This is a genomic window from Streptomyces sp. NPDC088817, assembly GCF_044750345.1.
In the GTDB taxonomy this organism is placed as follows: Bacteria; Actinomycetota; Actinomycetes; order Streptomycetales; family Streptomycetaceae; genus Streptomyces.
Genome location: NZ_JBIVJN010000018.1, coordinates 16,800 through 40,423 on the forward strand (window position 1 = coordinate 16,800; position 23,624 = coordinate 40,423).

Sequence of the window (23,624 nt, forward strand, 5' to 3'; positions counted from 1 at the left end):
GCGGTCAGACGAGTCGGCGGTGCGCGCGCAGCGCCAGGTGCACGGCGAGTGCCCGCGGTGTTCCCACCGGGTCGCCGCCCAGGAGGTCGAACGCGCGCTGCAGCCGCGCGTAGAGCGACTGGCGCTGCAGATGCAGTCTGCTCGCCGTGCGGGTCTTGTTGAAGCCGGTCTCGAAATACGTCTCAAGGGTGGTGAGCAGGAGATCGCGTTCCTCGTCGCGCAGGGTGAGCAGGAGTCCGAGCTGCTCCCGTACGAGTCTTTCCGCCGGGACACGCAGTTCGTTGTCGAGCAGCAGCCGCTCGGCGCTCAGCTCGGCGGCGTCGACCACTCCGGCCCTGAACGCGCGGGTGGGGCGCCGCAGGCACTCCAGCGCCGCGCCCAGTGAGACGGCGGCGTCCTCCAGGGACGGCATCACCGGGCCGACCGCGATCGCCGTCCGGTCGGACGTGCGCCAGGCGGTGAGGTCGGCGACGAGCCGGGTCCGGAGGTTGGCGGCCCCGTCGCGCTCACGCAGTGACACGAGCGTGTGCACGGCGAGCGGGGAAGGCACGTCGACCGCGGTGCGGCCGTAGCGGGACAACAGGTCGTCCAGGCGGCGGAGTTCGTGCGAAGGGCCGGTGGCGCGGGCGGCCACCCCGATGACCGGCGCGTCGGCGCGGAGGCCGATCGACATGCCGAGCCGGCGGATCCGCGGCGGGTGGGTGCCGTCGGCCGCGGCCAGCCGGACGAGTTCACTGGAGGCGAACTCGCGCGGGCCCGGCGGCCTGAAGCGCAGCAGCGCCAGTTTCAGGGCCTCGATCGTCCGGTCCTGCGCCAGTTCCAGCGTCTCGACATCCGCGTCGGCGTCCGGGTAGAGCACGAGGGTGGCGGCGGGGACCCCGCGGATCGTCAGACCCGTCCCCATGCCGTCGAACGGAGTCGGCGCCTCACCGGCGGCGCCGCCCCCGGGGCTGTCCGCCGGCCTGCTGGCGGCGATGAGCCGGTCGGTGGCGTCGAAGACGGCGGCCGCGGTCGACGTGTGCCGTACGAGCGCGTCCAGCACCTCCTGTACGCCGCCGCCCTCGGCGAGCGCCTCGGACTGCTCGTGGGAGAGGTCGCCCACCGAGCGCAGTCGTGTCACGGACGCGTTGACCAGGGCGCCGTTGATCACCTCGGCGACCTCGACGAACGGGACGACCCGCCGCAGCTCGACGACCGGGAAGTCCGTCGCGGCCGCTTCCTCGACCAGAGGTGCCGGTACCTCCAGGAGCTCGCCGCCGGTTTCGATCGCGACGCCCGCGACTCCCCGCAGGGCCAGGCTGCGGACGTAGGCGCGCTGCTCGTCCTCGTTCGCGCGGGCCAGCATGGTGCCGCCGGTCAGCAGCAGCTCGCCGCCGCGCAACAGCGGTGCCACATCGAGGACTTCGCTGGAGTGGAGCCACCGCACGGTCCGCCGCTCCAGACCTCGCGATCCGGTCAGGACGCGTGGCTCGGCCGGGGCGAGGCTCGGGTGGGCGAGGACCCGTTCCAGCGACATCAGCATGACGATTTGTGTAGCACAGAAGGACAACTGTATGACAGTTCGTTTCTTGTTCTGTGTGACCGCGGCCACCAGGATTGCCGGTCAAGCGGCCCGTCTCCGTGCGCGAAAGGCCGTCCCAACCTGGGGGTCCACCCATGTCAGCTTCCTCCGCACCCTCTTCCCCACCACCTTCCACCGTCCCGGAGGTCGAGGCCGCGCTGCAGCCCGTCCCGGAATCCGCCCGGTCCCACAGCGTTTCCGGCCAGTTCTGGATCTGGTGCGGCGCCAACATCGCCCCCATCAACTGGGTACTGGGGGCGCTCGGCGTCAAACTCGGCCTGGGCCTGTCCGACACACTCATCGTGCTGGTCGTCGGCAACCTCATCGGCATGGCCTTCTTCGGCGTCTTCGTCCTCATGGGCCAGCGCACCGGCGTGACCGGCATGGTCCTGGGGCGCGCCGCCTTCGGGCGTCGCGGCAACTATCTGCCGGCCGCCATCCAGGCGTGCCTGGCGATCGGCTGGAGCTCCGTCAACACCTGGATCGTCCTGGACCTGGTCATGGCCCTGCTGGGCAAGATCGGCGTGGTCGATCCGCACGGCGCCAACCATGTGTGGAAGATCGCGGTCGCGGCCGTGATCATGGTGATCCAGGTGGGCATCTCCTGGATCGGCTACCGCGCGATCTCCGCCTTCGAACGCTGGACGGTGCCGCCCACCATCGTGGTCCTGGTGGTGATGTCGGTGGTGGCCTGGTTCTTCCTCCACATCGACTGGTCGTACGCGGGCCCGCCCGGACAGGTGCTCACCGGCGGCGCGCGGCTGGCCGCGATGACCGGCGTGATGACCGCCATCGGCATCGGCTGGGGCATCACCTGGTTCACCTACGCCGCGGACTACTCACGCTTCGTCAGCAACGACATGCCCCGGCGCAGGCTCTACCTCGCCAGCACCCTGGGCCAGTTCATCCCCGTGGTGTGGCTGGGTGTCCTCGGCGCCACCCTCGCCACCAAGAACGGCTCCGTCGACCCGGGCCGCCTCATCGTCGACAACTTCGGGGCGCTCGCCATCCCCGTGCTCCTGCTCGTCCTGCACGGTCCGGTCGCGACCAACATCCTGAACATCTACACCTTCACCGTCGCCACCCAGGCCCTCGACGTCCGGGTGCCGAGGCGCACGCTGAGCAGTGTGGTGGGTGTGCTGTCCATGGCCGCCGTGGTCTTCTTCATCTACCAGGAGGACTTCGCCTCCGTCCTCGACACCTGGCTGGTCGGCCTCGTGGCGTGGGTTTCCACCTGGGGCGGCATCATGCTCGTCCACTACTACCGCGTCGAGCGCGGCGCGATCCGGGTCGACCGGCTCTTCGACCCCGTCGGCACCCGGCGGCTGCCCGACGTCAACTGGGCCGGTTACACCGCCTTCTTCACCGGCGTCTTCGCCACGTGGCTGTTCATGTACGGGCTGATCCCGTTCTTCCAGGGCCCGATCGCCGTCGCCCTCGGCGGTGTGGACCTCTCGTGGCTGGCCGGCGGGCTCACCAGCGCGGCGGTCTACGCGGTGCTCGGACCGCGCGCCGCCCGGCCGGCCCGGGTCTCTGCCCTCCCCTCCGCAGCGGAAAGGACCGACGATGAACTTCCCCTGGCCTGACGGCGTTCGCGCCGCCGCGGCGTTCACCTTCGACGTCGACGCCGAGTCGTGCGTCCTCGCCCACGACCCCTCGGCCTCGTCGCGGATGTCGCTGATGACCCATCAGGCCTACGGTCCGCGGGTCGGCGTGCCCAGGCTGCTGCGGTTGCTGCGGCGGCAGGAGGTGAGGGCCACCTTCTTCGTCCCGGGGTTCACCGCCGACACCTATCCGGACATGGTGCGGAGCATCGTCGCCGAAGGTCACGAGGTGGCGCACCACGGCTATCTCCACGAGCCGATGCAGGGGATCGACGCGGCGCGGGAGGCCGAGTACCTCGACCGCGGCCTGGAAGCGCTGGACCGGCTCGGCATCCGCCCGACCGGCTACCGCGCCCCGTGGTGGGAGATGAACTGGCACACCCCGGACCTGCTCATCGAACGCGGCTTCCAGTACGACTCCAGCCTGCTCGACGGCGACACCCCGTACCGGCTGCACGGCACCGGCACGGCGGGCGACCTGGTCGAGATCCCCGTCGACTGGGGCCTCGACGACTGGGAGCAGTACGCCTTCTACCCCGGCTGGACCGGCAGCGGGGTGATCGAGAGCCCGCGCAAGGTGCACGAGATGTGGCTGCTGGAGGCGCAGGCGCACCACGCCGAGAGCGGCTGCTTCGTCCTGACCAACCACCCCTTCATCTCCGGCCGCCCCTCCCGGGCGGCGGCGCTGGAGCGGCTGATCGAGGATGTGCGCGCCCTGGACGGCATGTGGGTCACCACGCTGGGGGAGATCGCGGCCCACACCGCCGGGGCCGTCGAGGAGATCCGGCGCATCGACCGGATCGAGGCACCCGGCGCACTCGCGACGAACCGCGAGTAGCGCGGGCCGGACACCGCCACGCGTGCGCGCCGGGCTCCCGCGGAACCGCGGGAGCCCGGCGCGTACGGCCGTCTCAGGCGGGACCGTCCTCAAGGGTTCCCGGGCCGTGGCCGCCGAGGCGCCGGGTCACTTGGTCGGCGGCGGCGCGTACCGCCTCGCCGAGTACCGGCAGTTGCTCGGGGGAGACCCGGAAGCGGGGTGCCGAGGCGAGCACGGCCGCGGCCACCTCACCGCGGTGGTCGAAGACCGGCGCCGCCACGCCGACCTCCTGCAACGAGGTCTCCCCGTAGTTGGTGGCGTAGCCCCGCTGGTGGGTCTCGCCGAGCCGGCTCAGGTACGCGTCGAGCGCCTCGTCGTCGAGTCCGGGGAAGACCAGCGTGCCGTTGGTCAGCAGGGCACGCGCGGTGTAGGCGGGCAGCTGGGCCAGGAACACCTGCACCGACGAGCTGGCCGCGGTGTTGTAGCGGGTGCCCAGAGGAGTGGTGTGCTTGACCTCGTGGCGGCTGGGCACCTGCTCGACGCACACGGACTCGGAGCCGTTCCACAGCATCAGCGCCGCGGTCTCCTCGGTGCGCCTGCTGAGCTCCCGCAGCACCGGGTGGGCGACGCGGCGTACGTCGAGGTCCGCGAGCAGCGGTCCGGCCATGGCGATGACGCCCAGGCCCAGTTGGAAACGCCGGGAGTCCTCGGCCCGTTCCACCAGGCCGGCCTGCTGCAGCGTGGCGAGGATGCGCGAGACGGTGCTCTTGTGCAGTCCGACCCGGGCGGCGATGTCGGTGACCCCGAGCCGGGGCTCTTCGGCGCTGAAGCTGAGCAGTACGGAGATGCCGTTCTGCAGGACGGAGATCCCGCGGTTCTCGCCCGCGCCCGTGTCGTCGCCGTTCTTGTCCGGCTGGTTGTCTGCCATGGTGCTCCCATCGTGCCGCATGGACGGCGACGGCACGGTGCCGCTCCGGCCCAAGTGGCCGGAGCGGCACCGTGTGGCGTCGGGTTCCCCGGTCAGACGCCCAGGATGTTGTGCTCCGGGCCGAAGGGGAACCCGGTGATGTTCTCGGCGCCGTTCTCGGTCACCACCAGGATGTCGTGCTCACGATAACCGCCGGCGCCCGGCTCACCCTCGGGCACCATGATCATCGGCTCCATGGACACCACCATGTTCGGTTCGAGCACGGTGTCGATGTCCTCACGGAGTTCGAGCCCGGCCTCCCGGCCGTAGTAGTGGGACAGCACGCCGAACGAGTGGCCGTAGCCGAAGGTCCGGTTGGGCAGCAGACCGTGACCGATGTAGATCTCGTTGAGGGTGTGGGCGATCTCGGCGCAGCTGATGCCGGGCTTGATCAGTTCCAGACCACGGCGGTGCACCTCGACGTTGATCTCCCACAGCTGAAGGGACCGGGCGTCGGGCTCGCCGTAGAAGAGGGTCCGCTCCAGGGCGGTGTAGTAGCCGGAGATCATCGGGAAGCAGTTGAGGCTGAGGATGTCGCCGCGTCCCACCTTGCGTGTGGTCGGCCAGTTGTGGGCGCCGTCGGTGTTGATGCCCGACTGGAACCACACCCAGGTGTCGCGGATCTCGGTGTGCGGGTGGGCACGGGCGATCTCGCGGACCATGGCGTTGGTGCCCGCGAGCGCGACCTCGTACTCCGAGACGCCCTCGTGGATGGCCTCGCGGATGGCCTCGCCGCCCAGGTCGCCGACGCGTGCGCCCTCCTTGATGAGGGCGATCTCCTCGTCCGACTTGACCATCCGCTGCCGCATGGCGGCCTGTGCGATGTCGGTGAACTCGGCGCCGGGGAAGGCGGCTTCGAACTTCCGCAGGGTGTCCAGCGGCAGGCTGTCGTGCTCGACGCCGATCCGGCGCGGAGCGACGCCCCGCCCCTTCAGCGTCTCCTGGATGACGTGGATGTAGTTGTCGCGGTGCCAGTCGGTGTACACGACGTTGTCGCCGAAGGTGCGCCGCCACGGCATGCCGGCGTCGATGTTGGCGGAGACGGTGACCTGGTCGTCTCCGGTGACGATCAGCGCGTAGGGGCGGCCGAAGGAGGTGTACAGGAAGTCGGAGTAGTACTTGATGTTGTGGTACGAGGTGAACAGGACGACGTCGACGCCGGCTTCGGCCATCGCCTTGCGGAGCAGCGACAGCCGGCGCCCCATCTCCGCGTCGGAGAAGGTCAGCCGCTCCTTCTCACCGTTGTGGATCAGCTTCAGGCGCTCGAGCTCGGCAGCGGACATGGTGACTCCTTTTCATGGGTTCGGTCTCTCCTCCCCGGCGGGCGAGGAGGAGTGGTGCGAGGGAGGGGCCGGTCCTCAGTCCTCGCGCAGCGGCTCGCGTGAGGTCTCCCGCGAGCGCAGGACGGCCCACAGCGAGCACAGCGCGGCGGCGACGAGGTACCAGGCGGGGGCGAGGGGGCTTCCGGTCCAGGAGATGAGCAGCGTGGCGACGAACGCCGCGGTGCCGCCGAAGAGGGCGTTGGCCAGGTTGAAGCTGATGGCGAAGCCGCTGTAGCGCACCCGGGTCGGGAACAGCTCGGCGAGGAAGCTGGGCAGTGTCCCGTCGTTGAGCGTGAGCATCCCGCCGAGCAGCACCTGGACGGCGATCACGGTCAGCAGTCCGGCGCCGTCCAGCAGCATGAACGCGGGGACGGTGCACAGCGTGAACAGGACGGACGCCGTGATCAGCATCCTCTTCCGGCCGAACCGGTCCGAGGCCAGGCCGGTGAGGAAGATGAAGGCGATGTACGTCGCGAGCGAGACGGTGGTGGCCAGGAACGACTCGGTGGCGCCGAAGTGCAGCTCCTCCGACAGGTACGTCGGCATGTAGCTGAGCACCGTGTAGAAGGCGACCGCGTTGAGCACGGTGGCGCCCATCGCGAGTACCAGCGGGCGCCGGTTGGCGCGCAGCATCTGCTTGGCGGGGGGCGGTGCGACCTCCTGGTCCTCCAGCGCGCGGAACGCCGGGGTGTCCTCCAGGCGCAGCCGGATGTAGCGGCCGATCAGCCCCATCGGAGCGGCGAGGAGAAAGGGCAGGCGCCAGCCCCAGCCGTGCATCTGCCCGTCGGAGAGGACTCCGGTGAGCAACGCCGCGAGCAGGGATCCGAGCAGCAGGCCGGACGCGGTGCTCGCCGGGACCACGGAGGCGTACAGTCCGCGCCGGCCGGGCGGGGCGTACTCGACCAGGAAGGCGGAGGCGCCCGCGTACTCGCCGGAGGCGGAGAAGCCCTGGACGACCCGGACCACCAGGAGCAGGGCCGGTGCGAGCAGGCCGACCGCGCGATAGGTGGGCAGCAGGGCGATGCAGAAGGTCGCCACTGACATGATCACGATGGACAGTGACAGGGCGCTGCGGCGGCCGACCTTGTCGCCGATGTGCCCCCAGACGAAGCCGCCGAAGGGGCGGACGAAGAAGGAGACGGCGAAGACGCTGAACGTCGCCAGCAGGGCCGTCGTGCGGTTGGTGTCGGGGAAGAAGACCGTGGAGATGGTCGCTGCCAGGTATCCGTAGGCGGCGTAGTCGAACCACTCCACGAAATTGCCGATGAAGCTGGCCGCCACCACGCGGCGGCGCGTGGCGGGATCGATGCCGGCGTCCGGCGGACCGGAGACGGTGGGTGCGGACGTGACGGACGGAACGGAGGTGAGGGGCGGGGCTTGCTGCCCGGAGAGGCTCGGCTGGTCGCTCATGGAACGGGCTCCCAAGCATGTGGTTGCGCGTACCGCAACGGTGTTGCACACCATAGGAGTGTGTACGGGAGTCGACAAGACGTGGCGGGCGGCTTCTTTTTTGTTTTGCCCGTCGACAACGTCGGTTGACCGACCAAAAACCGTGCGGCGACGTGTTGAGTTCGCCCCGTTGCACCGCGCGCATTCGGGTTGCAACAGGACTGACATCAGGCGGTGCCGGAGACAGACGAGCAGAGCCGCCGCAGCGAGGCTACGACGGCTCCACGAGGGGGCCGGCCGCCACCCTCCGGCGGCTCAGATCGCCTCGCGGATCGCCCGCTCGAAGCCCACGACATGGCTGAGCGCGAGCTCCGAGGCCTTCTCGGGGTCGCCGTCGACGATGGCCCGCAGCAGCGGTCCGTGCTCGACGACGTGTCCCGCCATGCCCGGCACCCGGTCCACGAACAGGCACCAGATCCGGGTGGCCAGGTTGTCGTAGCGGATGAGGGTGTCCTCGAAGTACGGGTTGTGGGTGGCGGCGTAGATGGCCCGGTGCACGCGCAGGTCGAGGCGCATGAGGGCGTCCGCGCCCTGCGCGGAAGTGCCCTCGCCCTCCAGGCCGCGCAGCAGCGCGCCCAACGCCTGGCGGTCGGCGGCGGTGGCGCGGTCGGCCGCGCGGCCCGCCGCCATCGGCTCCAGCTGACGCCGGACCTCGGAGATGTGGGCGAGGTCGGTGATGTTGACCTCAGTGGCGAAGGTGCCGCGCCGGGGGTAGGCCATGATCAGCCGCTCGTGCTGCAGGCGCTTGAGGGCTTCGCGCACCGGCGTGCGCCCGAAGCCGACGCTCTGCGCGAGCAGGTCCTCGTTCACCGGTGCGCCGGGCGGGATCTCCAGCATGATCAGGCGGTCGCGGATGTCGCGGTACGCGCGCTCGGCGAGAGTGAGCGTCTCCTCCTCGCCGGTTCTCCGCGAAGCCGAAGCCTCCACCTGCTTCATTCCGCCACCCCCTTGACCCTCTCCGTCAGTCTGTCCTACGTTACCGCACACACTGATATATCAGTGTTGGAGCAGTCGCATATTAAGGTGGTGCTCACTATGGCAGCGAGTCCGTCCACGACGGAGAACAGCGGCCCCCTCTCCCTCCCCCTGGCTGCACTGGACCCCGAGATCGCCGCCGCCGTCGAGGCGGAGCTCAGGCGCCAGCGGACGACACTCGAGATGATCGCGTCGGAGAACTTCGCCCCGGCGGCCGTGATGCAGGCCCAGGGCTCGGTCCTGACGAACAAGTACGCCGAGGGATACCCCGGCCGCCGCTACTACGGCGGCTGTGAGCACGTCGACGTCGTGGAAAAGCTCGCGATCGACCGGGTCAAGGCCCTCTTCGGCGCCGAGGCCGCCAACGTCCAGCCGCACTCGGGCGCCCAGGCCAACGCCGCCGCGATGTTCGCCCTGCTCGACCCCGGGGACACCATCCTCGGTCTCGACCTGGCGCACGGCGGGCACCTCACGCACGGCATGCGCATCAACTTCTCCGGCAAGCTCTACAACGTCGTGCCGTACCACGTCCGCGAGTCCGACCTGCGCGTCGACATGGACGAGGTGGCCGAGCTGGCCCGCGCGCACCGGCCGAAGCTGATCGTCGCCGGCTGGTCGGCCTATCCCCGCCAACTGGACTTCGCCGCCTTCCGGCGCATCGCCGACGAGGTGGGCGCGTACCTCATGGTCGACATGGCGCACTTCGCGGGACTGGTCGCGGCGGGCCTCCACCCGAGCCCCGTGCCGTACGCGGACGTCGTGACGACCACCACCCACAAGACCCTCGGCGGTCCCCGCGGCGGTGTGATCCTCAGCCGGGCCGCCCTAGCCAAGAAGATCAACTCCGCGGTCTTCCCCGGCCAGCAGGGCGGGCCGCTGGAGCACGTGATCGCCGCGAAGGCGGTCGCCTTCAAGGTCGCGGCGGGCGAGGAGTTCAGGGAGCGCCAGCAGCGCACCCTGGACGGCGCCCGGATCCTCGCCGGCCGGCTGCTCGCCGACGATGTCGCCGAGGCTGGGATCTCCGTCCTCACCGGCGGCACCGAGGTCCACCTCGTCCTCGTCGATCTGCGCGACTCCGCGCTCGACGGGCAGCAGGCCGAGGACCGCCTCCACCGCGTCGGCATCACCGTCAACCGCAACGCGGTGCCCTTCGACCCCCGCCCGCCGATGGTCTCCTCCGGCCTGCGGATCGGCACCCCCGCCCTGGCCACCCGGGGCTTCGGGGCCGAGGAGTTCCGCGAGGTCGCCGACATCATCGCCTGCGCCCTGAAGGAGGAGGAACTCACCGACGAGAGCGCCCTGCTGCTGCGCGACCGGGTCACCGCACTCGCCGAGAAGTTCCCGCTCTATGCCGAGCCGACCGACCCCGCCGAGCCGGCCGACCCCGCCGACCGGAACGGAGCCGCCGGATGACCGCCGCACCGCTCCCGGAGCACCCCGACTGGCTCTGGCGCACCCCCGAGCCGCGCTCCTCCTACGACGTCGTCATCGTCGGCGCGGGAGGGCACGGCCTGGCCACCGCCTACTACCTCGCCAAGAACCACGGCATCACCAACGTGGCCGTACTGGAGAAGGGCTGGCTGGCCGGCGGCAACATGGCCCGCAACACCACCATCATCCGCTCCAACTACCTGTGGGACGAGAGCGCGGCCATCTACGAGCACGCCCTCAAGCTGTGGGAGCGGCTGCCCGAGGAGCTGGACTACGACTTCCTGTTCAGCCAGCGCGGCGTGCTCAACCTCGCACACACCCTGCAGGACGTCCGCGAGGGTGTGCGCCGCGTCAACGCCAACCGCCTCAACGGAGTCGACGCCGAGTGGCTCGAGACGGACGAGGTCGCCAAGGTCTGCCCGATCGTCAACGTCTCGCCCCACACCCGCTATCCGGTGCTCGGCGGCACCTACCAGCCCCGTGCCGGCATCGCCAAGCACGACCACGTCGCCTGGGCGCTCGCCCGCCGGGCCGACGAGATGGGCGTCGACCTGATCCAGGGCTGCGAGGTCACCGGGTTCGTCAAGGACGGCGACCGGGTCGTCGGCGTCGAGACCAGCCGGGGCCGTGTCCTGGCCGGCCGGGTGGGTCTGGCGGCCGCCGGGCACAGCAGCGTGCTGGCCGAACTGGCCGGGTTCCGGCTGCCGGTGCAGTCGCACCCGCTGCAGGCACTGGTCTCCGAACTGCACCAGCCGGTGCACCCCACCGTGGTCATGTCGAACCACGTGCACGTCTATGTGTCGCAGGCGCACAAGGGCGAGCTGGTGATGGGCGCGGGCGTCGACGCGTACAACGGCTACGGCCAGCGCGGCTCGTTCCACGTGATCGAGCACCAGATGGCCGCCGCCGTCGAGCTGTTCCCCATCTTCGCCCGCGCCCATGTGCTGCGGACCTGGGGCGGCATCGTCGACGTCACCCCGGACGCCTCCCCGATCATCGGCACCACGCCGGTGGAGAACCTCTACGTCAACTGCGGCTGGGGCACCGGCGGTTTCAAGGCCACCCCGGCCGCCGGCTGGGCCTTCGCCCACACCATCGCCACCGGCGAACCGCACGGCCTGAACAAGCCGTTCGCCCTGGAACGCTTCACCACGGGCGCCCTGATCGACGAGCACGGCGCCGCGGCCGTGGCCCACTGAGAGGAGGACACCGTGCTGCTGCTGAACTGCCCATGGTGCGGTCCGCGCGACGAGACCGAGTACCGCTACGGCGGACAGGCCCACATCCCCTTCCCCGAGAGCGCCGGGGAGCTCACCGACGAGCAGTGGGCCGAGTACGTCTTCTACCGGGACAACCCCAAGGGCCCCTTCGCCGAGCGGTGGGTGCACTCCACGGGCTGCCGCCGCTGGTTCAACGTCGTGCGGGACACCGTCAGCTACGACGTGCTCGCCGTCTACCGGCTCGACGAGCCCCGTCCCGGGATCCCCGGGCTGTCCGGGCCCGACGACCGTCGCCAGTCCGCCGATCCGGCCGGAGGGAACCGATGACCCACCAGGAATTCCGTCTGCCGCACGGCGGCCGTGTCGACCGCGGCACCGTGCTGCGGTTCACCGTCGACGGACGGGAGCTGACCGGCCATCCCGGTGACACCGTCGCCTCCGCGATGCTGGCCGGTGGTGTCGTCCAGGCCGGACCGTCCCTCTACCGGGGCCGGCCGCGCGGCATCGTCTCCGCCGGCGTCGAGGAGCCCAACGCGCTGCTCCAGATCGACGGGCCGTGCTCGGAGGGCATGCTGCCCGCCACCACCGTGGAGCTGTACGACGGGCTGTGCGCCACGACCCTGTCCGGGATGGGCGTCCTCGACCCGACCCCGGACCCGGCCGTCTACGACAAGAAGTACGTGCACACCGACGTCCTGGTCGTCGGCGCGGGCCCGGCCGGACTCGCGGCCGCCGCCGCGGCGGCCGGCTCCGGCGCCCGCGTGATGCTCGTCGACGACCAGCCCGAACCCGGCGGTTCGCTGCTGTCCGGGCGCGCCGAGACGGTCGGCGGGCAGACCGCCCTGGAGTGGGTGGCCGGGGTCCGCGCGACCCTGGAGGCGGCCCCCGAGACCGTCGTCCTGTCCCGCACCACCGTCTTCGGCTCCTACGACGACAACTACGTCCTGGCGGTGCAGCGGCGCACCGACCACCTCGGCGCCGACGCCCCCGCCCCGGCCGAGGGCGTCTCGCGCCAGCGGCTGTGGCACATCCGGGCCCGCCAGGTGGTCCTGGCGACCGGCGCCCACGAGCGGCCACTGGTGTTCGCGGGCAACGACCGCCCCGGCGTGATGCTCGCCTCCGCCGTCCGCTCCTACGTCAACCGCTACGCGGTGGCGCCCGGCTCGCGCACCGTCGTGAGCACCACCAACGACAGCGCCTACGACACGGTCGCCGACCTGCACGCGGCCGGCGTGGAGATCGCCGCCGTCGTCGACGCCCGGCCCGAGCTGTCCCGGCGGGCGGCCGAGGTCGCCGCGGCCACCGGCGTCGAGGTGCTGACCGGCAGCGCGGTGACCGGCACCGCGGGCGAGAGGCGCCTCACCGGCGTCACCGTCCAGGGCCTCGACGACGGCGGCGAACTCACCGGCGGACCCGTCTCGTTCGACTGCGACCTGCTCGCCGTCTCGGGCGGCTGGAGCCCGGTGGTGCACCTGCACAGCCAGCGCCAGGGCACACTGCGCTGGGACGACGATCTCGCCGCCTTCGTGCCCGACGGCGGTGTGCGCGACCAGCGGATCGCCGGTGCGGCCCGGGGCACGTACGCCCTCGACGGCGCGCTCGCCGAGGGCGCGTGGGCCGGTGCGCGGGCCGCGACGGACGCCGGGTTCCCGGTGCCCGTCCCCGCCGAGCCCGAAGCCACCGCACACGGGCCGGTGCGCGCGGTGTGGCTGGTACCCGCCCCCGACGACGGCTCCGGTCAAGGTCCCGGCGCCTGGGACACCCACTTCGTCGACCTGCAGCGCGATGTCACGGTCGCCGACGTGTGGCGGTCCGTCGGCGCCGGCATGCGCAGCGTCGAGCACGTCAAGCGCTACACCTCGCTCGGCACCGCCAACGACCAGGGCAAGACCTCGGGCGTCAACGCGATCGGCGTGATCGCCGCCGCCCTCGGCGACGGCTCCGCACCGGGCGGGATCGGCACCACGGCCTACCGGGCGCCGTACTCCCCGGTGGCGTTCGCGGCACTCGCCGGACGCGAGCGCGGCGAGTTGTTCGACCCGGAGCGCACGACGCCGGTCCACGGGTGGCACGTCGCCCACGGCGCGCGGTTCGAGAACGTCGGGCAGTGGAAGCGGCCGTGGTACTACCCCCGGGAGGGGGAGGACATGGACGCCGCCGTGGCCCGCGAGTGCCGCGCGGCCCGCGAGGGTGTCGCTTTCATGGACGCCTCGACCCTCGGCAAGATCGAGATCTGGGGCAGGGACGCCGGGGAGTTCCTCAACCGCGTCTACACCAACGCCTTCAAGAAGCTCAAGCCCGGCTCCGCCCGCTACGGCGTGATGTGCAGGCCCGACGGCATGATCTTCGACGACGGCGTGACCCTGCGCCTGGACGAGGGCCGCTACTTCATGACCACCACGACGGGCGGCGCGGCCGGCGTACTGGACTGGCTGGAGGAGTGGCTGCAGACCGAGTGGCCCGAACTCGACGTCCACTGCACCTCGGTGACCGAGCAGTGGACCACGATCGCGGTCGTAGGACCCGAGTCCCGCGAGGTGGTCGCCCGGCTCGCCCCGGACCTCGACCTGTCGAACGACGCCTTCCCCTTCATGACCTTCCGTGAGACGACGCTGGCCTCCGGTGTCCCCGCCCGCGTCTGCCGGATCTCGTTCTCCGGCGAACTCGCCTACGAGATCAACGTCTCCGCCTGGTACGGGCTCGCCGTCTGGGAGCAGGTGTACGCGGCCGGCCGGCCGCACGGCATCACCCCCTACGGCACCGAGACCATGCACGTCCTGCGCGCCGAGAAGGGGTACGTCATCGTCGGCCAGGACACCGACGGGACGGTCACCCCTCAGGACGCGGGCATGTCCTGGGTGGTCTCCAAGCAGAAGGACTTCATCGGGAAACGCTCCTTCAGCCGCCCCGACACCGCGCGCACCGACCGCAAGCACCTGGTCGGTCTGCTGCCCGCCGACGGCACCACCCGGCTGCCGGAGGGCTCCCAGATCGTCGCGCCCGACGTCCCCGTCACCCCGCAGGCGGGTCCCGTGCCGATGCTCGGCCATGTCACCTCCAGCTACCACAGCCAGGCGCTGGGCAGGCCGTTCGCCCTCGCGCTCGTCGCCGACGGGCGCAACCGCATCGGCGAGACCCTGATCGCCCCCGTCGGCGACACCCTGGTGCCCGTCCTCGTGGCCGAACCCGTGCTCTACGACCCCGAAGGGACCAAGCGAGATGGCTGAGCCGATCGAAGCGGGACCAGCGGCGCTGCGCCGCAGCCCCCTCGCACACCTCCAGGAACGAATGCGCGGCGCCACCGTCACCGGCGCCCGGGGCGTGTCGCTCACCGAGTGGCCCTTCGTCACCATGGTGAGCCTGCGCGTGGACCCCGCGTCGGACGCGGCCGCCCGCGTCGGCCCGGTGCTCGGCGCGCCGCTGCCGGACCGGTGCGGCGCGACCGCGCAGGCCGGCCCGCACACCGCGATCTGGCTCGGCCCCGACGAATGGCTCGTGCTCTCCCGCAGCGACGGGCCCGCGCTCGCCGCCGAGTTGCTGGAGGCGCTCGCCGGGGACCCGGGCTCGGTCGTCGACGTGTCGGCGAACCGGACCACGCTGGAGCTGACCGGCCCCTCGGCCCGGGCGGTGCTGGAAAAGGGCTGCTCCCTGGACCTGCACCCCCGCTCCTTCGGCCCCGGCCGGGCGGTGTCCACGCAGGTCGGACCGGTTCCGGTGGTGCTCTGGCAGACCGGCGAGGCGACGTACCGGCTCCTGCCGCGGTCCTCGTTCGCCGACCACCTGGCCCGCTGGCTCATGGACGCGATGAGCGAGTACCGGGCCGCCGAGGTGCCCTGATGACCCTCAGCGTCTTCGATCTGTACTCGGTCGGCATCGGCCCCTCCTCCTCCCACACGGTGGGGCCGATGCGGGCGGCCGGGCGCTTCGTCGAGGGACTGGAGCGGGACGGGCTGCTGGACGACGTGGTGGGCGTCCGGGCGGAGCTGTACGGCTCGCTCGGCGCCACCGGCCGGGGACACGGCTCCGACAAGGCCGTCGTCCTCGGCCTGGAGGGCGAGGACCCGGCCACCGTCGACACCGACCGGTCCGACGACCGGGTCGCGCAGGTCCGCGCCGACGGCGGCCTGCTGCTCGGCGGCAAGCACCGGATCCGCTTCGACAGCGACAAGGACCTGGTGCTGCACCGGCGCAAGTCCCTGCCCGCCCACCCCAACGGCATGACGTTCCGGGCCCTGGCGGCGGACGGGCGGGAACTGTCGGCCCGCACCTACTACTCGGTCGGCGGCGGTTTCGTCGTCGACGAGGAGGCCACCGGCGCCGACCGGGTCGTCGCGGACGCCACGCCCGTGCGGTTCCCCTTCCGCTCGGGTGCCGAACTGCTCGGGATCTGCGCCCGCGAGAACCTGGCGATCAGTGAGGTGATGCTCGCCAACGAGCGGGCGTGGCGCTCCGAGGCCGAGGTGCGCACCGGGCTGCTCGAACTGTGGGCGGTCATGCGGGCGTGCGTCGACCGCGGCTGCCGGCGCGAGGGCGTGCTGCCGGGCGGCCTGAAGGTCCCCCGGCGCGCGCCGGCGCTCCACCGCGAGCTGAACGCCGCCGGCCACGACAGCACGGACCCGCTGCGGGGCATGGACTGGGTGAACCTGTTCGCCCTCGCCGTGAACGAGGAGAACGCCTCGGGCGGCCGTGTCGTCACCGCCCCCACCAACGGGGCGGCCGGGATCGTACCGGCCGTGCTCCACTACTACGCGCGCTTCGTGCCCGGCGCCGACGACGACGGCGTCGTCCGCTTCCTGCTGACGGCCGCCGCCATCGGCATCCTGTTCAAGGAGAACGCCTCCATCTCCGGTGCCGAGGTCGGCTGCCAGGGCGAGGTCGGATCGGCGTGCGCGATGGCCGCCGGGGCGCTGTGCGAAGTCCTCAGCGGCAGCCCCGCACAGGTGGAGAACGCCGCCGAGGTCGGCATCGAGCACAACCTGGGCCTCACCTGCGACCCGGTGGGCGGTCTGGTGCAGATCCCCTGCATCGAACGGAACGCCGTCGCGAGCGTCAAGGCCATCAACGCGGCACGGCTGGCCCTGGCCGGCGACGGCACCCACAAGGTCAGCCTGGACAAGGCGATCAGGACGATGCGGGACACCGGCCGCGACATGAAGACCAAGTACAAGGAGACCGCCCGCGGCGGCCTCGCCGTCAACGTCATCGAGTGCTGACATTTTCAGCCATGAACGCGGACACCGCGTGGCGTGGACGGTTCGTTGAGTGATCCCTTCATCCGCAGACATTCTGTTCATTGAGGACCACCCGGGCGTTCGCCAGGATGACGTCACGGAACAGCGGATTTCTTCCGTCTGACCTGCACCGATCCCTGGCCTTACCGCACTGTTCGTTGACGCCCCGTGGAGGATTCGGATGGACCCAGCACGCGCATTTCCCGGAGCCCCCGCGCGCCGTGACGTTCTCAGGCTCTTCGGGGCCGGCGCCGGCCTGATGGCCGCAGGCGGACTGCTGACGGCCTGCTCAGGAAGCTCTTCCGGCGGAACGTCCGCCGACGGGCTGCTGAAGATCAACGACCAGCTCGGCTGGCTGAAACTCACCCAGTTCGGCGGTTTCTACGCCGCCGAGGCGAAGGGGTACTACAAGGCGGAGAAGATCAGTACGTCGTTCACCGCCGGCGGCCCCAACATCCTGGCCTGGCAGCAGGTGGCCTCCGGCCGGTCCTTCACCGGAGACGACGACAACACCAACGTGCTCGTGGCCATCGCCAAGGGCCAGCCCCTCGTGATCTACGGCGCGATCTTCCAGACCTCACCCTTCTCGATCATCAGCAAGGCGGACGACCCGATCAAGTCGATCCAGGACTTCGCCGGCCGGACGATCGCCGTCACCGAGGCGTCACGACAGCAGTTCGAGTCGCTGGTGAAGAAGGCCGGCGTCAAGAACGTGCGGTTCATACCCGCCGGAACCGACCCGACCCAGCTCACCACCGGTCAGGCGTCCGGCTACTCCGGCTACGCCACCTCCCAGGCGGTGGCACTCCAGCGGCAGGGCGTCGACGTCCACGTGCTGTACCTGGAGGACCTCGGCGTCCCCAGCTACGGAAACGTGCTGATCACGACCCGGGACCACCTGGAGAAGCAGCACGACGAGCTGGTGCGGTTCCTCCGCGCGACGATCAAGGGCTACGAGTACATGAACGCCCACCCCGACGAGATCGGGCGGCTCGTGGCGACGAAGTGGAACAACAACGGCCTCAAGCCCGAGGAGGAGGCCGCCACCGCCAGGTTCCAGAAGGGCCTCATCACCTCTCCCAAGGGTGTGCTCCAGGTCGACCCGGCCAAGATGCAGAAGATCATCGACCAGTTGGTCGACGTCGGCACGATCGGCAAGAAGCTGAAGGCCGAGGACGTGGTGGACACCTCCGTCCTCGAAGCCGCCTACGGCGGGCGTACCTCCCTGCTGGCCTGAGCCCGACCCCGTCCGGCCGTACCCGGCCCGTCCGGTCCCGGCCCGCGGTGTCCCGGCGGGCCGGCCGGTACCCGACAACCAACCGAAGCGGAGTGGAACACCCGTGATCATCGACGCGTACAACAACGTGTGGCAGGCCGGGGGGACTTCGGACTACCTCACGGCCGAGTCCTACACCCCCGAGAACATGATCGCGTCGATGGACGCGGCGGGCGTCGACATGGCCGTGGGGTGCTCCCTCGGCCAGATGATCGACAACGACTTCATCGCCAGGACGGTCGCCGAACACCCGGACCGGATCGTCGGCTTCGGCCAGGTGGACCCCCGGCGCCCTGACGCGGTCGACACCGTCCTCAAGTGCGGGCAGGAGTACGGGCTCAAGGGCCTCAAGCTCCACCCGACCATGCACGGCTACCACTTCGCCGACCACGGGCTGCTCGACCCGGTCTTCTCGGCCGCCCGCGAGGCCGGGCTGGTGATCCTGGTGAACGCGCTGGACGACCCGTTCTGCGCGCCGCTGTCCATCGAGGAGATCTCCAAGGGCTTCCCCGAAGTGCCCCTGCTGATCGCCCACATGGGCACGATCTGGAACGTCAACGAGGCGATCCTGGTCGCCGAACGCAACGAGCACATCTACCTGGAGACGTCCGGCACCCAGCTCATCGAGGTGCAGATGGCCTACGGACGGCTCGGGGCCTCCCGTCTGGTGATGGGCACCGACTGGCCGGGAAGCCACTTCGACCTGGAACGGGCCAAGATAGCCCGGGCCGTCCCGGACGAGGCCGACCGGGCCCTGGTCGAGGGCGCCAACCTCGCCCGCCTCCTGAGCCTGGACGGCGGCACCGGCACGACCGGCGCCGGCACCCCGGCGGACGACGGAGTCCGGGCATGAGGGCCGCGGGCCGGGACCCCGGTCCGGCCCTCGCGGCCCCGAAAGCGGCGGCGGAGTCGGCGGAAGGCGACAGCGGCGCCGTGGTACGCGCCGAGGGCATCGGCAAGCGCTTCGACGTCGGGGGCTCGCCCTTCACCGCGCTGGAAGGCATCGACCTGACCATCCGCGAGGGCGCCTTCGCCACGCTCATCGGCCCGTCCGGATGCGGCAAGTCCACCCTGCTGCGGATCCTCGCCGACGTCGTCCAGCCGACCACCGGCACCGTCGAGGTGTTCGGCCGGACCCCGACGCAGGCCCGCAGGGCGGCGGAGTTCGGCTTCGTCTTCCAGGACCCGGTGCTGCTCCCCTGGCGCAGCGCGCTGGCCAACGTCGAACTGCCCTTGCAGGTCGCCGGAGTACCGAAGGACGAACGCCGCGAGCAGGCCCGCGACCTGCTGCGCCTGGTCGGCCTGGAAGGCTTCGAGAAGGCGCTGCCGGCGAAGCTGTCCGGCGGCATGGCCCGGCGGGTGGCCATCGCCCGCGCGTTGATCCTGCGTCCGCGGCTGCTCTTCCTCGACGAGCCGTTCAACGGCCTGGACGAGATCCGGCGCCGGCAGATGAACGACGAGTTGCAGCGGATCTGGCTGGAGACCGGGACGACCGCGATCCTCGTCACGCACAACGTGTCCGAGGCCGTCTTCCTCTCCGACCAGGTGTTCGTCCTGGGCCGCGGACCGGGCCGGATCATCGCCGAACTGGAGATCGACCTGCCCCGCCCGCGCACGGCGGAGACCATGCTGCTTCCGGAGTTCACGGCCTACGAGCAGCGGCTCACCGACCTGCTGACCGAGGTGTACCGGGAGATCGAACCGTGAGCCGGAACGCCGCGGCGGCTTCGGGCGCCCTCGGGCGGCAGCCGCTGAACCGCCGCACCTCGGCCCTGATCGCCGCCGCCGTCTACTGCGCGCTCCTAGCCGCCTGGGAGGTGTACGGCCGGACCGAGTACCGCCCCGGCGGGGTGCTGCCGCCCCCGTCGCGGATCCTCGGTGTGCTGTGGGACGGCCGCACCGCCTACTGGAGCAACACACTGACCACCGTCGGGGAGGCCGCGGCCGGGTTCGTCGGTGGGGTGGCTCTCGCCGTGGTGCTGGCCCTGGTCATGGACCGGTTGCCGCTGATCGGGGACGGTGTGTACCGCCTCTCCCTGATGATCTACAGCATCCCGGTGGTGGCGCTCGCCCCCGCGCTGGTCGCCTGGCTCGGCCTCGGCTTCACCTCCAAGGCCGCGGTGGCGCTGCTGGCCGCGTTCTTCCCGGTACTGGTCAACCTCACCGGCGCGCTGCGCTCGACCGACCGCCGGGTGCGCGAACTCGGCGAGGTGCTGAACACGGGCTGGGTGGGCTCGCTGCGCCACCTGCGGCTGCCGTACGCGCTCCCGGCCTTCACCGCCTCCCTGAAGATCGCCGCTCCGGCGGCGTTCATCGCGGCGATGATCGCCGAGTGGGTGGGCGCCGACCAGGGTCTCGGACTGGCCCTGCTGTACGCGATGTTCGGCTATCAGATGCCCCAACTGTGGGCCGCCCTGGTGCTGTCCAGCGCCATCACCGGCCTGCTGGCGGCGGCGTTCGGATGGGTGGCCCGGATCGCCACCCCGTGGCATGCGTCGGTCGACGCGGGAAGCGAGCGCCGCTGATGAGGATTCAGACACCCTTCCGGCCGGGCGGCGCCCCCTCCCCCGGTGAGGCCGCGGCCTCGCCCGGTGCCGTCGCCCCGGCCGGCCAGGCGGATGCCATGAGTACGGGGAAGCGCCGTGGGCGGTCCCTGCCCGGTCTCCGCGGCCCGGTCACCTCCGCCGCGGTGCTGGCGGCGGCGCTCGCCGTGTGGGAGATCGGCGTACGGGTGACCGGCACGCCGTCGTACGCCCTGCCCGCGCCCAGCGAGATCGTCACCTCCGCCGACTGGGGCGCGGTACTGGAGGCCGTGAAGTCCACCGTGCTCGCGGTCCTGGGCGGCTTCGCCGCGGGCAACGCGGCCGGATTCGCGCTGGCGCTGCTCATCTCGGCGTCGCCGGTCCTCGCCTCCGTGCTGTACCCGCTCGCGCTCACCCTGCGGGCGATCCCGGTGGTGGCGCTGGCGCCGTTCATCACGCTGGCGTTCGGCCGGGGCGCGACGCTCACCGTCGTGGTGGCCGCGCTGATCGTGTTCTTCCCCACCCTGATCAACGTGCTCCTCGGGCTGCGTTCGGTCGAACGGGAGGCGCTGGAGCTGATGCATGTGCTCAACTGCCGGCCGGTCACGGTCTATCGCCGGGTGAGACTGCCCGCGGCGATGCCCGCCTTCTTCGACGCGATGCGGATCGCGGCGCCTTCGGCCGTGCTCGGTGTGATGACCGCCGAGTGGATCATCGGCGGCCGGGGACTCGGCAAGCTGGTGATCACCGCGGCGCTGTCGCTGGAGACCGCGACGATGTGGGCGGCGATCCTCGCCTCGTCGGTCGTCGCCGGGCTGCTGTTCTCCCTGGTCACGCCGGCCGAACGGCTGCTGCTGCCCTGGGCGGAGCGGCGATGAGCACCTTCCAGCCTCCCGCCGGCCCGCTGCTGCTGCGCTGCCGGACCCTGGTGACCCACGCGCGGGCCGTCCCGCTCCGGGACGCCGGTGTCCTGGTCGAGAACGGCACGGTGGTGGCCGTCGCCCCGTTCGCCGAACTGAACGGCGCCGCACCCGCCGAACGCACGACCGGACTCGACGGCGTGGTGCTCCCGGCCTTCACCGACGCCCACTCGCACCTGCGTGCCCTGCCGCTCGGCGAACAGGGCGTGGCCGACGCCGACTTGGAGACCTGGGTCGTACGGCTCACCGGAACCACCGCCCTCGACCCGTACGACGACGCGTTGGCGGCGGCCGTGGCCCTGGTGGCCACCGGGGTGACCACCGTGCAGGCGATCCACCACACCTTCGCCGAGGCGGACACCTACGCGGCCGGGGTGCGCGCGGTCGCCTCCGCGCTCACCGAGGCCGGGCTGCGGGCCGAACTCGCGGTCGGGATCACCGACCGGGCCGAGTTCCTGCCCGAGCCGCTGCCGGCGTCCTGGCCCGGACCGGCACCGGAACCGCGGTCACTGGCCACGCCCCAACGGGGCGTCCCTCCGGAGGACCTGCCGGCCCTGGCGGCCTCGTTGGCCCCCTCGTGCCCCGGAGTGCGCGTCGGGGTGGCACCGGTGGCGCCGCAGTGGTGCTCCGACGAGGCGCTGGACATGCTGCGTCGGTGCGCAGGCGGCGGAACGCGGCTCCACACCCATCTGCTGGAGAGCCGCCACCAGCGCACCTGGCTCGGTGGCGGCGACGGCGATCCGGTGAGCAGGCTCGACCGTCACGGGCTGCTGGGTCCGGGGCTCTCCGCCGCGCACGGTGTCTGGCTGACCGGTCCCGAGATCGCGCTGCTGGCGCGGCGCGGTGCCGCGCTCGTGCACTGCCCGGTCTCGAACGCGCGGCTCGGCTCCGGCGACGCCCCGGTGCGGTCCTGGCTGGACGCCGGGGTGACCGTGGCGCTGGGGATGGACAGCCAGCACACGGCGGCACCGGACATGTTCGCGGAGATGCGCGCGGCACTGGCCGCCGCCGAGCGCGCGGGCGGCCCGCTGACCCCGTACGAGGTGCTGGCGATGGCCACCGAGGGAGGGGCCGCCGCGACCGGGCACGGCGGGCGGCTCGGCCGGATCGCCCCCGGTTTCCGCGCCGACCTGATCTGTGTCGCCGCCGGAACCACGGGCGCGAAGGCCGACCCGGGCCTTGTGGAGCGGATCGTGTGCGGCGCGGAAGCGACCGACGTCACCGACGTGTTCCGCTCCGGCCGCCCGCTGGTGGCGGCGGGAGAGGTGCACGGACGCCCCGCGGCCGATGCCGCGCTGGCCCGTCTGCGGGCGGTCCTGGATGCGGACCGGGAGGCGCGCACGCGCCGGCTGGACGCCCTGGCGGCGTACGAGGAGCCGCTGCGCGGCCTGCTCGCGGGGACGGAGCCGTGATCCGCGTCCTGCCCGCGCCGGCGGAACCCGTCCTGCGCGCCCGCGACCAGCTCGGCGAAGGTCCCGCCTGGGACGGCTCCCGGGGCGAACTGCTCTGGGTCGACATCCTGCGCGGCCGGCTCCACCGGTACGCGCCCGCGACCGGCGAGGTCTCGCACCGGACGTTCGGGCACGCGGTGAGCGCGGTGCTGCCCAGGGCCGGGGGCGGCCTGGCCGTGGCCGCACGCCACGGTGTGCTGCTGCTCGGCGCCGACGGCGAGGTCGAGCGGACGATCACCGTTCCGGGCGAGCCCGAGAGCAACCGTCTGGGCGACGCCGGGGTGGACCCGGCAGGGCGCCTGTGGTTCGGCACCCTCGACGCGGAGATGCTCCCCGGGCGCGGCGCCCTCCACCGGCTGGCGCCGGGCTCCCCGGCTCCGGAGCGGGTGCTGGACCGCACCAGCGTGGCCAACGGGCTCGGCTGGTCACCGGACGGCAGCCGGATGTACTTCGTGGACAGCGCGACCCGGCGCGTCGACGTGCTCGACTTCGACCCGGCGACGGGCGAGGCCCGCGACCGCCGCCCCTGGGTGAGCGTCGAGGACGAGGCCGGGGTGCCGGACGGGCTCGCCGTGGACGCCGAGGGCGGGGTGTGGGTCGCGCTCTGGCGGGGCGGCCAGATCCGCAGGTACGACGCCGACGGGCGCCATGACGCGACGCTGCCGTTGCCCGTACGCCAGGTGACCAGTTGCGCGTTCGGCGGTCCCGGGCTCGACCGGCTGTACGTCACCACCGGCCGGGTCGAGATGGAGGGCCGGTGGCTGGCCGCCGAACCCGACGCGGGAGCGGTGTTCGCGGCGGACGTCGGAGTGTGCGGGCTTCCGGTCCCGCCGTACCCGGGCTGAGGCCCACGCCGGAGTCGTACGAGGAGACCCACG

20 protein-coding genes are annotated in these 23,624 nt (G+C 71.7%); 15 read left to right on the forward strand and 5 right to left on the reverse strand.

The window, feature by feature from the left end; genetic code table 11:
- Positions 1-4 precede the first annotated feature (4 nt).
- On the reverse strand, positions 5-1,522 hold the full coding sequence (locus tag ACIP4X_RS28415) for a PucR family transcriptional regulator (RefSeq protein WP_401351228.1): 1,518 nt from the start codon (positions 1,520-1,522) through the stop codon (positions 5-7).
- 134 nt (positions 1,523-1,656) lie between these two features.
- On the opposite strand from ACIP4X_RS28415, the gene ACIP4X_RS28420 reads away from it, so the two are divergent.
- Together ACIP4X_RS28420 and ACIP4X_RS28425 are read left to right on the forward strand one after the other, a co-directional pair.
- Entirely contained in the window at positions 1,657-3,147 is a 1,491-nt protein-coding gene (locus ACIP4X_RS28420) for a purine-cytosine permease family protein (protein WP_401351230.1), read from the forward strand.
- Entirely contained in the window at positions 3,128-4,003 is an 876-nt protein-coding gene (locus ACIP4X_RS28425) for a polysaccharide deacetylase (protein WP_358730156.1), read from the forward strand. Before ACIP4X_RS28420 ends, ACIP4X_RS28425 begins: the two co-directional genes overlap by 20 nt.
- A gap of 73 nt (positions 4,004-4,076) precedes the next feature.
- Here ACIP4X_RS28425 and ACIP4X_RS28430 read toward each other — a convergent pair whose 3' ends face one another.
- The 4 genes from ACIP4X_RS28430 to ACIP4X_RS28445 all read right to left on the reverse strand — a co-directional run bounded on the left by ACIP4X_RS28430 (position 4,077) and on the right by ACIP4X_RS28445 (position 8,656).
- The gene (locus ACIP4X_RS28430) at positions 4,077-4,910 is read right to left on the reverse strand and encodes an IclR family transcriptional regulator (protein ID WP_401351231.1); all 834 of its coding nucleotides are present in this window, start codon (positions 4,908-4,910) and stop codon (positions 4,077-4,079) included.
- A 92-nt stretch (positions 4,911-5,002) separates the two neighbouring features.
- Positions 5,003-6,232 (reverse strand): aminopeptidase P family protein, encoded by a 1,230-nt coding sequence (locus ACIP4X_RS28435; protein WP_401351233.1) that lies wholly within the window; start codon positions 6,230-6,232, stop codon positions 5,003-5,005.
- A gap of 75 nt (positions 6,233-6,307) precedes the next feature.
- Complete coding sequence (locus tag ACIP4X_RS28440) at positions 6,308-7,681, reverse strand: MFS transporter (RefSeq protein ID WP_401351235.1); 1,374 nt, start codon at positions 7,679-7,681, stop codon at positions 6,308-6,310.
- A 294-nt stretch (positions 7,682-7,975) separates the two neighbouring features.
- A complete protein-coding gene (locus ACIP4X_RS28445) occupies positions 7,976-8,656 on the reverse strand; it encodes a GntR family transcriptional regulator (protein WP_401351236.1) in 681 nt (226 codons plus the stop codon).
- A 99-nt stretch (positions 8,657-8,755) separates the two neighbouring features.
- Here ACIP4X_RS28445 and glyA point away from each other — a divergent pair, with 99 nt between their 5' ends.
- From glyA to ACIP4X_RS28510, 13 genes are all read left to right on the forward strand, one after another.
- On the forward strand, positions 8,756-10,108 hold the full coding sequence (glyA, locus tag ACIP4X_RS28450) for a serine hydroxymethyltransferase (RefSeq protein ID WP_401351238.1): 1,353 nt from the start codon (positions 8,756-8,758) through the stop codon (positions 10,106-10,108).
- Positions 10,105-11,325 carry a sarcosine oxidase subunit beta family protein gene (locus ACIP4X_RS28455; protein ID WP_401351240.1) on the forward strand — a complete coding sequence of 407 codons (1,221 nt, stop codon included), beginning with the start codon at positions 10,105-10,107 and terminating at the stop codon, positions 11,323-11,325. Before glyA ends, ACIP4X_RS28455 begins: the two co-directional genes overlap by 4 nt.
- Positions 11,326-11,337: 12 nt before the next feature.
- Positions 11,338-11,673, forward strand: a complete 336-nt coding sequence (locus tag ACIP4X_RS28460; protein ID WP_358730149.1) for a sarcosine oxidase subunit delta — start codon at positions 11,338-11,340, stop codon at positions 11,671-11,673.
- Positions 11,670-14,573, forward strand: coding sequence for a sarcosine oxidase subunit alpha family protein (locus ACIP4X_RS28465; RefSeq protein ID WP_401351243.1), 2,904 nt, complete (start codon positions 11,670-11,672; stop codon positions 14,571-14,573). Before ACIP4X_RS28460 ends, ACIP4X_RS28465 begins: the two co-directional genes overlap by 4 nt.
- Positions 14,566-15,183, forward strand: coding sequence for a sarcosine oxidase subunit gamma (locus tag ACIP4X_RS28470; protein ID WP_401351244.1), 618 nt, complete (start codon positions 14,566-14,568; stop codon positions 15,181-15,183). The genes ACIP4X_RS28465 and ACIP4X_RS28470 overlap by 8 nt, the downstream gene beginning before the upstream one ends.
- On the forward strand, positions 15,183-16,559 hold the full coding sequence (locus ACIP4X_RS28475; protein ID WP_401351246.1) for an L-serine ammonia-lyase: 1,377 nt from the start codon (positions 15,183-15,185) through the stop codon (positions 16,557-16,559). The genes ACIP4X_RS28470 and ACIP4X_RS28475 overlap by 1 nt, the downstream gene beginning before the upstream one ends.
- Before the next feature lie 199 nt (positions 16,560-16,758).
- Positions 16,759-17,814: an ABC transporter substrate-binding protein gene (locus tag ACIP4X_RS28480; RefSeq protein ID WP_401351248.1), complete on the forward strand. Its 1,056-nt coding sequence runs from the start codon at positions 16,759-16,761 to the stop codon at positions 17,812-17,814.
- A 103-nt stretch (positions 17,815-17,917) separates the two neighbouring features.
- On the forward strand, positions 17,918-18,706 hold the full coding sequence (locus ACIP4X_RS28485; RefSeq protein ID WP_358730144.1) for an amidohydrolase family protein: 789 nt from the start codon (positions 17,918-17,920) through the stop codon (positions 18,704-18,706).
- A complete protein-coding gene (locus ACIP4X_RS28490; RefSeq protein WP_358730143.1) occupies positions 18,703-19,560 on the forward strand; it encodes an ABC transporter ATP-binding protein in 858 nt (285 codons plus the stop codon). Before ACIP4X_RS28485 ends, ACIP4X_RS28490 begins: the two co-directional genes overlap by 4 nt.
- Positions 19,557-20,378 (forward strand): ABC transporter permease subunit, encoded by an 822-nt coding sequence (locus ACIP4X_RS28495; protein WP_358730142.1) that lies wholly within the window; start codon positions 19,557-19,559, stop codon positions 20,376-20,378. Before ACIP4X_RS28490 ends, ACIP4X_RS28495 begins: the two co-directional genes overlap by 4 nt.
- Positions 20,378-21,253 (forward strand): ABC transporter permease subunit, encoded by an 876-nt coding sequence (locus ACIP4X_RS28500; protein WP_391454935.1) that lies wholly within the window; start codon positions 20,378-20,380, stop codon positions 21,251-21,253. Before ACIP4X_RS28495 ends, ACIP4X_RS28500 begins: the two co-directional genes overlap by 1 nt.
- Positions 21,250-22,707, forward strand: coding sequence for an amidohydrolase family protein (locus tag ACIP4X_RS28505; RefSeq protein ID WP_391454936.1), 1,458 nt, complete (start codon positions 21,250-21,252; stop codon positions 22,705-22,707). Before ACIP4X_RS28500 ends, ACIP4X_RS28505 begins: the two co-directional genes overlap by 4 nt.
- On the forward strand, positions 22,704-23,591 hold the full coding sequence (locus ACIP4X_RS28510; RefSeq protein ID WP_391454937.1) for an SMP-30/gluconolactonase/LRE family protein: 888 nt from the start codon (positions 22,704-22,706) through the stop codon (positions 23,589-23,591). Before ACIP4X_RS28505 ends, ACIP4X_RS28510 begins: the two co-directional genes overlap by 4 nt.
- Positions 23,592-23,624: the final 33 nt, after the last annotated feature.

Excerpts from the sequence above, each read along its gene's own strand:
- ACIP4X_RS28465 (WP_401351243.1), top strand. The coding sequence starts at position 11,670 with ATGACCCACCAGGAATTCCGTCTGCCGCACGGCGGCCGTGTCGACCGC.
- ACIP4X_RS28500 (WP_391454935.1), top strand. The coding sequence starts at position 20,378 with ATGAGGATTCAGACACCCTTCCGGCCGGGCGGCGCCCCCTCCCCCGGT.
- ACIP4X_RS28435 (WP_401351233.1), bottom strand. The coding sequence starts at position 6,232 with ATGTCCGCTGCCGAGCTCGAGCGCCTGAAGCTGATCCACAACGGTGAG.
- ACIP4X_RS28420 (WP_401351230.1), top strand. The coding sequence starts at position 1,657 with ATGTCAGCTTCCTCCGCACCCTCTTCCCCACCACCTTCCACCGTCCCG.
- ACIP4X_RS28445 (WP_401351236.1), bottom strand. The coding sequence starts at position 8,656 with ATGAAGCAGGTGGAGGCTTCGGCTTCGCGGAGAACCGGCGAGGAGGAG.
- ACIP4X_RS28415 (WP_401351228.1), bottom strand. The coding sequence starts at position 1,522 with ATGCTGATGTCGCTGGAACGGGTCCTCGCCCACCCGAGCCTCGCCCCG.
- ACIP4X_RS28440 (WP_401351235.1), bottom strand. The coding sequence starts at position 7,681 with ATGAGCGACCAGCCGAGCCTCTCCGGGCAGCAAGCCCCGCCCCTCACC.
- ACIP4X_RS28480 (WP_401351248.1), top strand. The coding sequence starts at position 16,759 with ATGGACCCAGCACGCGCATTTCCCGGAGCCCCCGCGCGCCGTGACGTT.
- ACIP4X_RS28470 (WP_401351244.1), top strand. The coding sequence starts at position 14,566 with ATGGCTGAGCCGATCGAAGCGGGACCAGCGGCGCTGCGCCGCAGCCCC.
- ACIP4X_RS28475 (WP_401351246.1), top strand. The coding sequence starts at position 15,183 with ATGACCCTCAGCGTCTTCGATCTGTACTCGGTCGGCATCGGCCCCTCC.
- ACIP4X_RS28430 (WP_401351231.1), bottom strand. The coding sequence starts at position 4,910 with ATGGCAGACAACCAGCCGGACAAGAACGGCGACGACACGGGCGCGGGC.
- glyA (WP_401351238.1), top strand. The coding sequence starts at position 8,756 with ATGGCAGCGAGTCCGTCCACGACGGAGAACAGCGGCCCCCTCTCCCTC.
- ACIP4X_RS28425 (WP_358730156.1), top strand. The coding sequence starts at position 3,128 with ATGAACTTCCCCTGGCCTGACGGCGTTCGCGCCGCCGCGGCGTTCACC.
- ACIP4X_RS28490 (WP_358730143.1), top strand. The coding sequence starts at position 18,703 with ATGAGGGCCGCGGGCCGGGACCCCGGTCCGGCCCTCGCGGCCCCGAAA.
- ACIP4X_RS28505 (WP_391454936.1), top strand. The coding sequence starts at position 21,250 with ATGAGCACCTTCCAGCCTCCCGCCGGCCCGCTGCTGCTGCGCTGCCGG.
- ACIP4X_RS28455 (WP_401351240.1), top strand. The coding sequence starts at position 10,105 with ATGACCGCCGCACCGCTCCCGGAGCACCCCGACTGGCTCTGGCGCACC.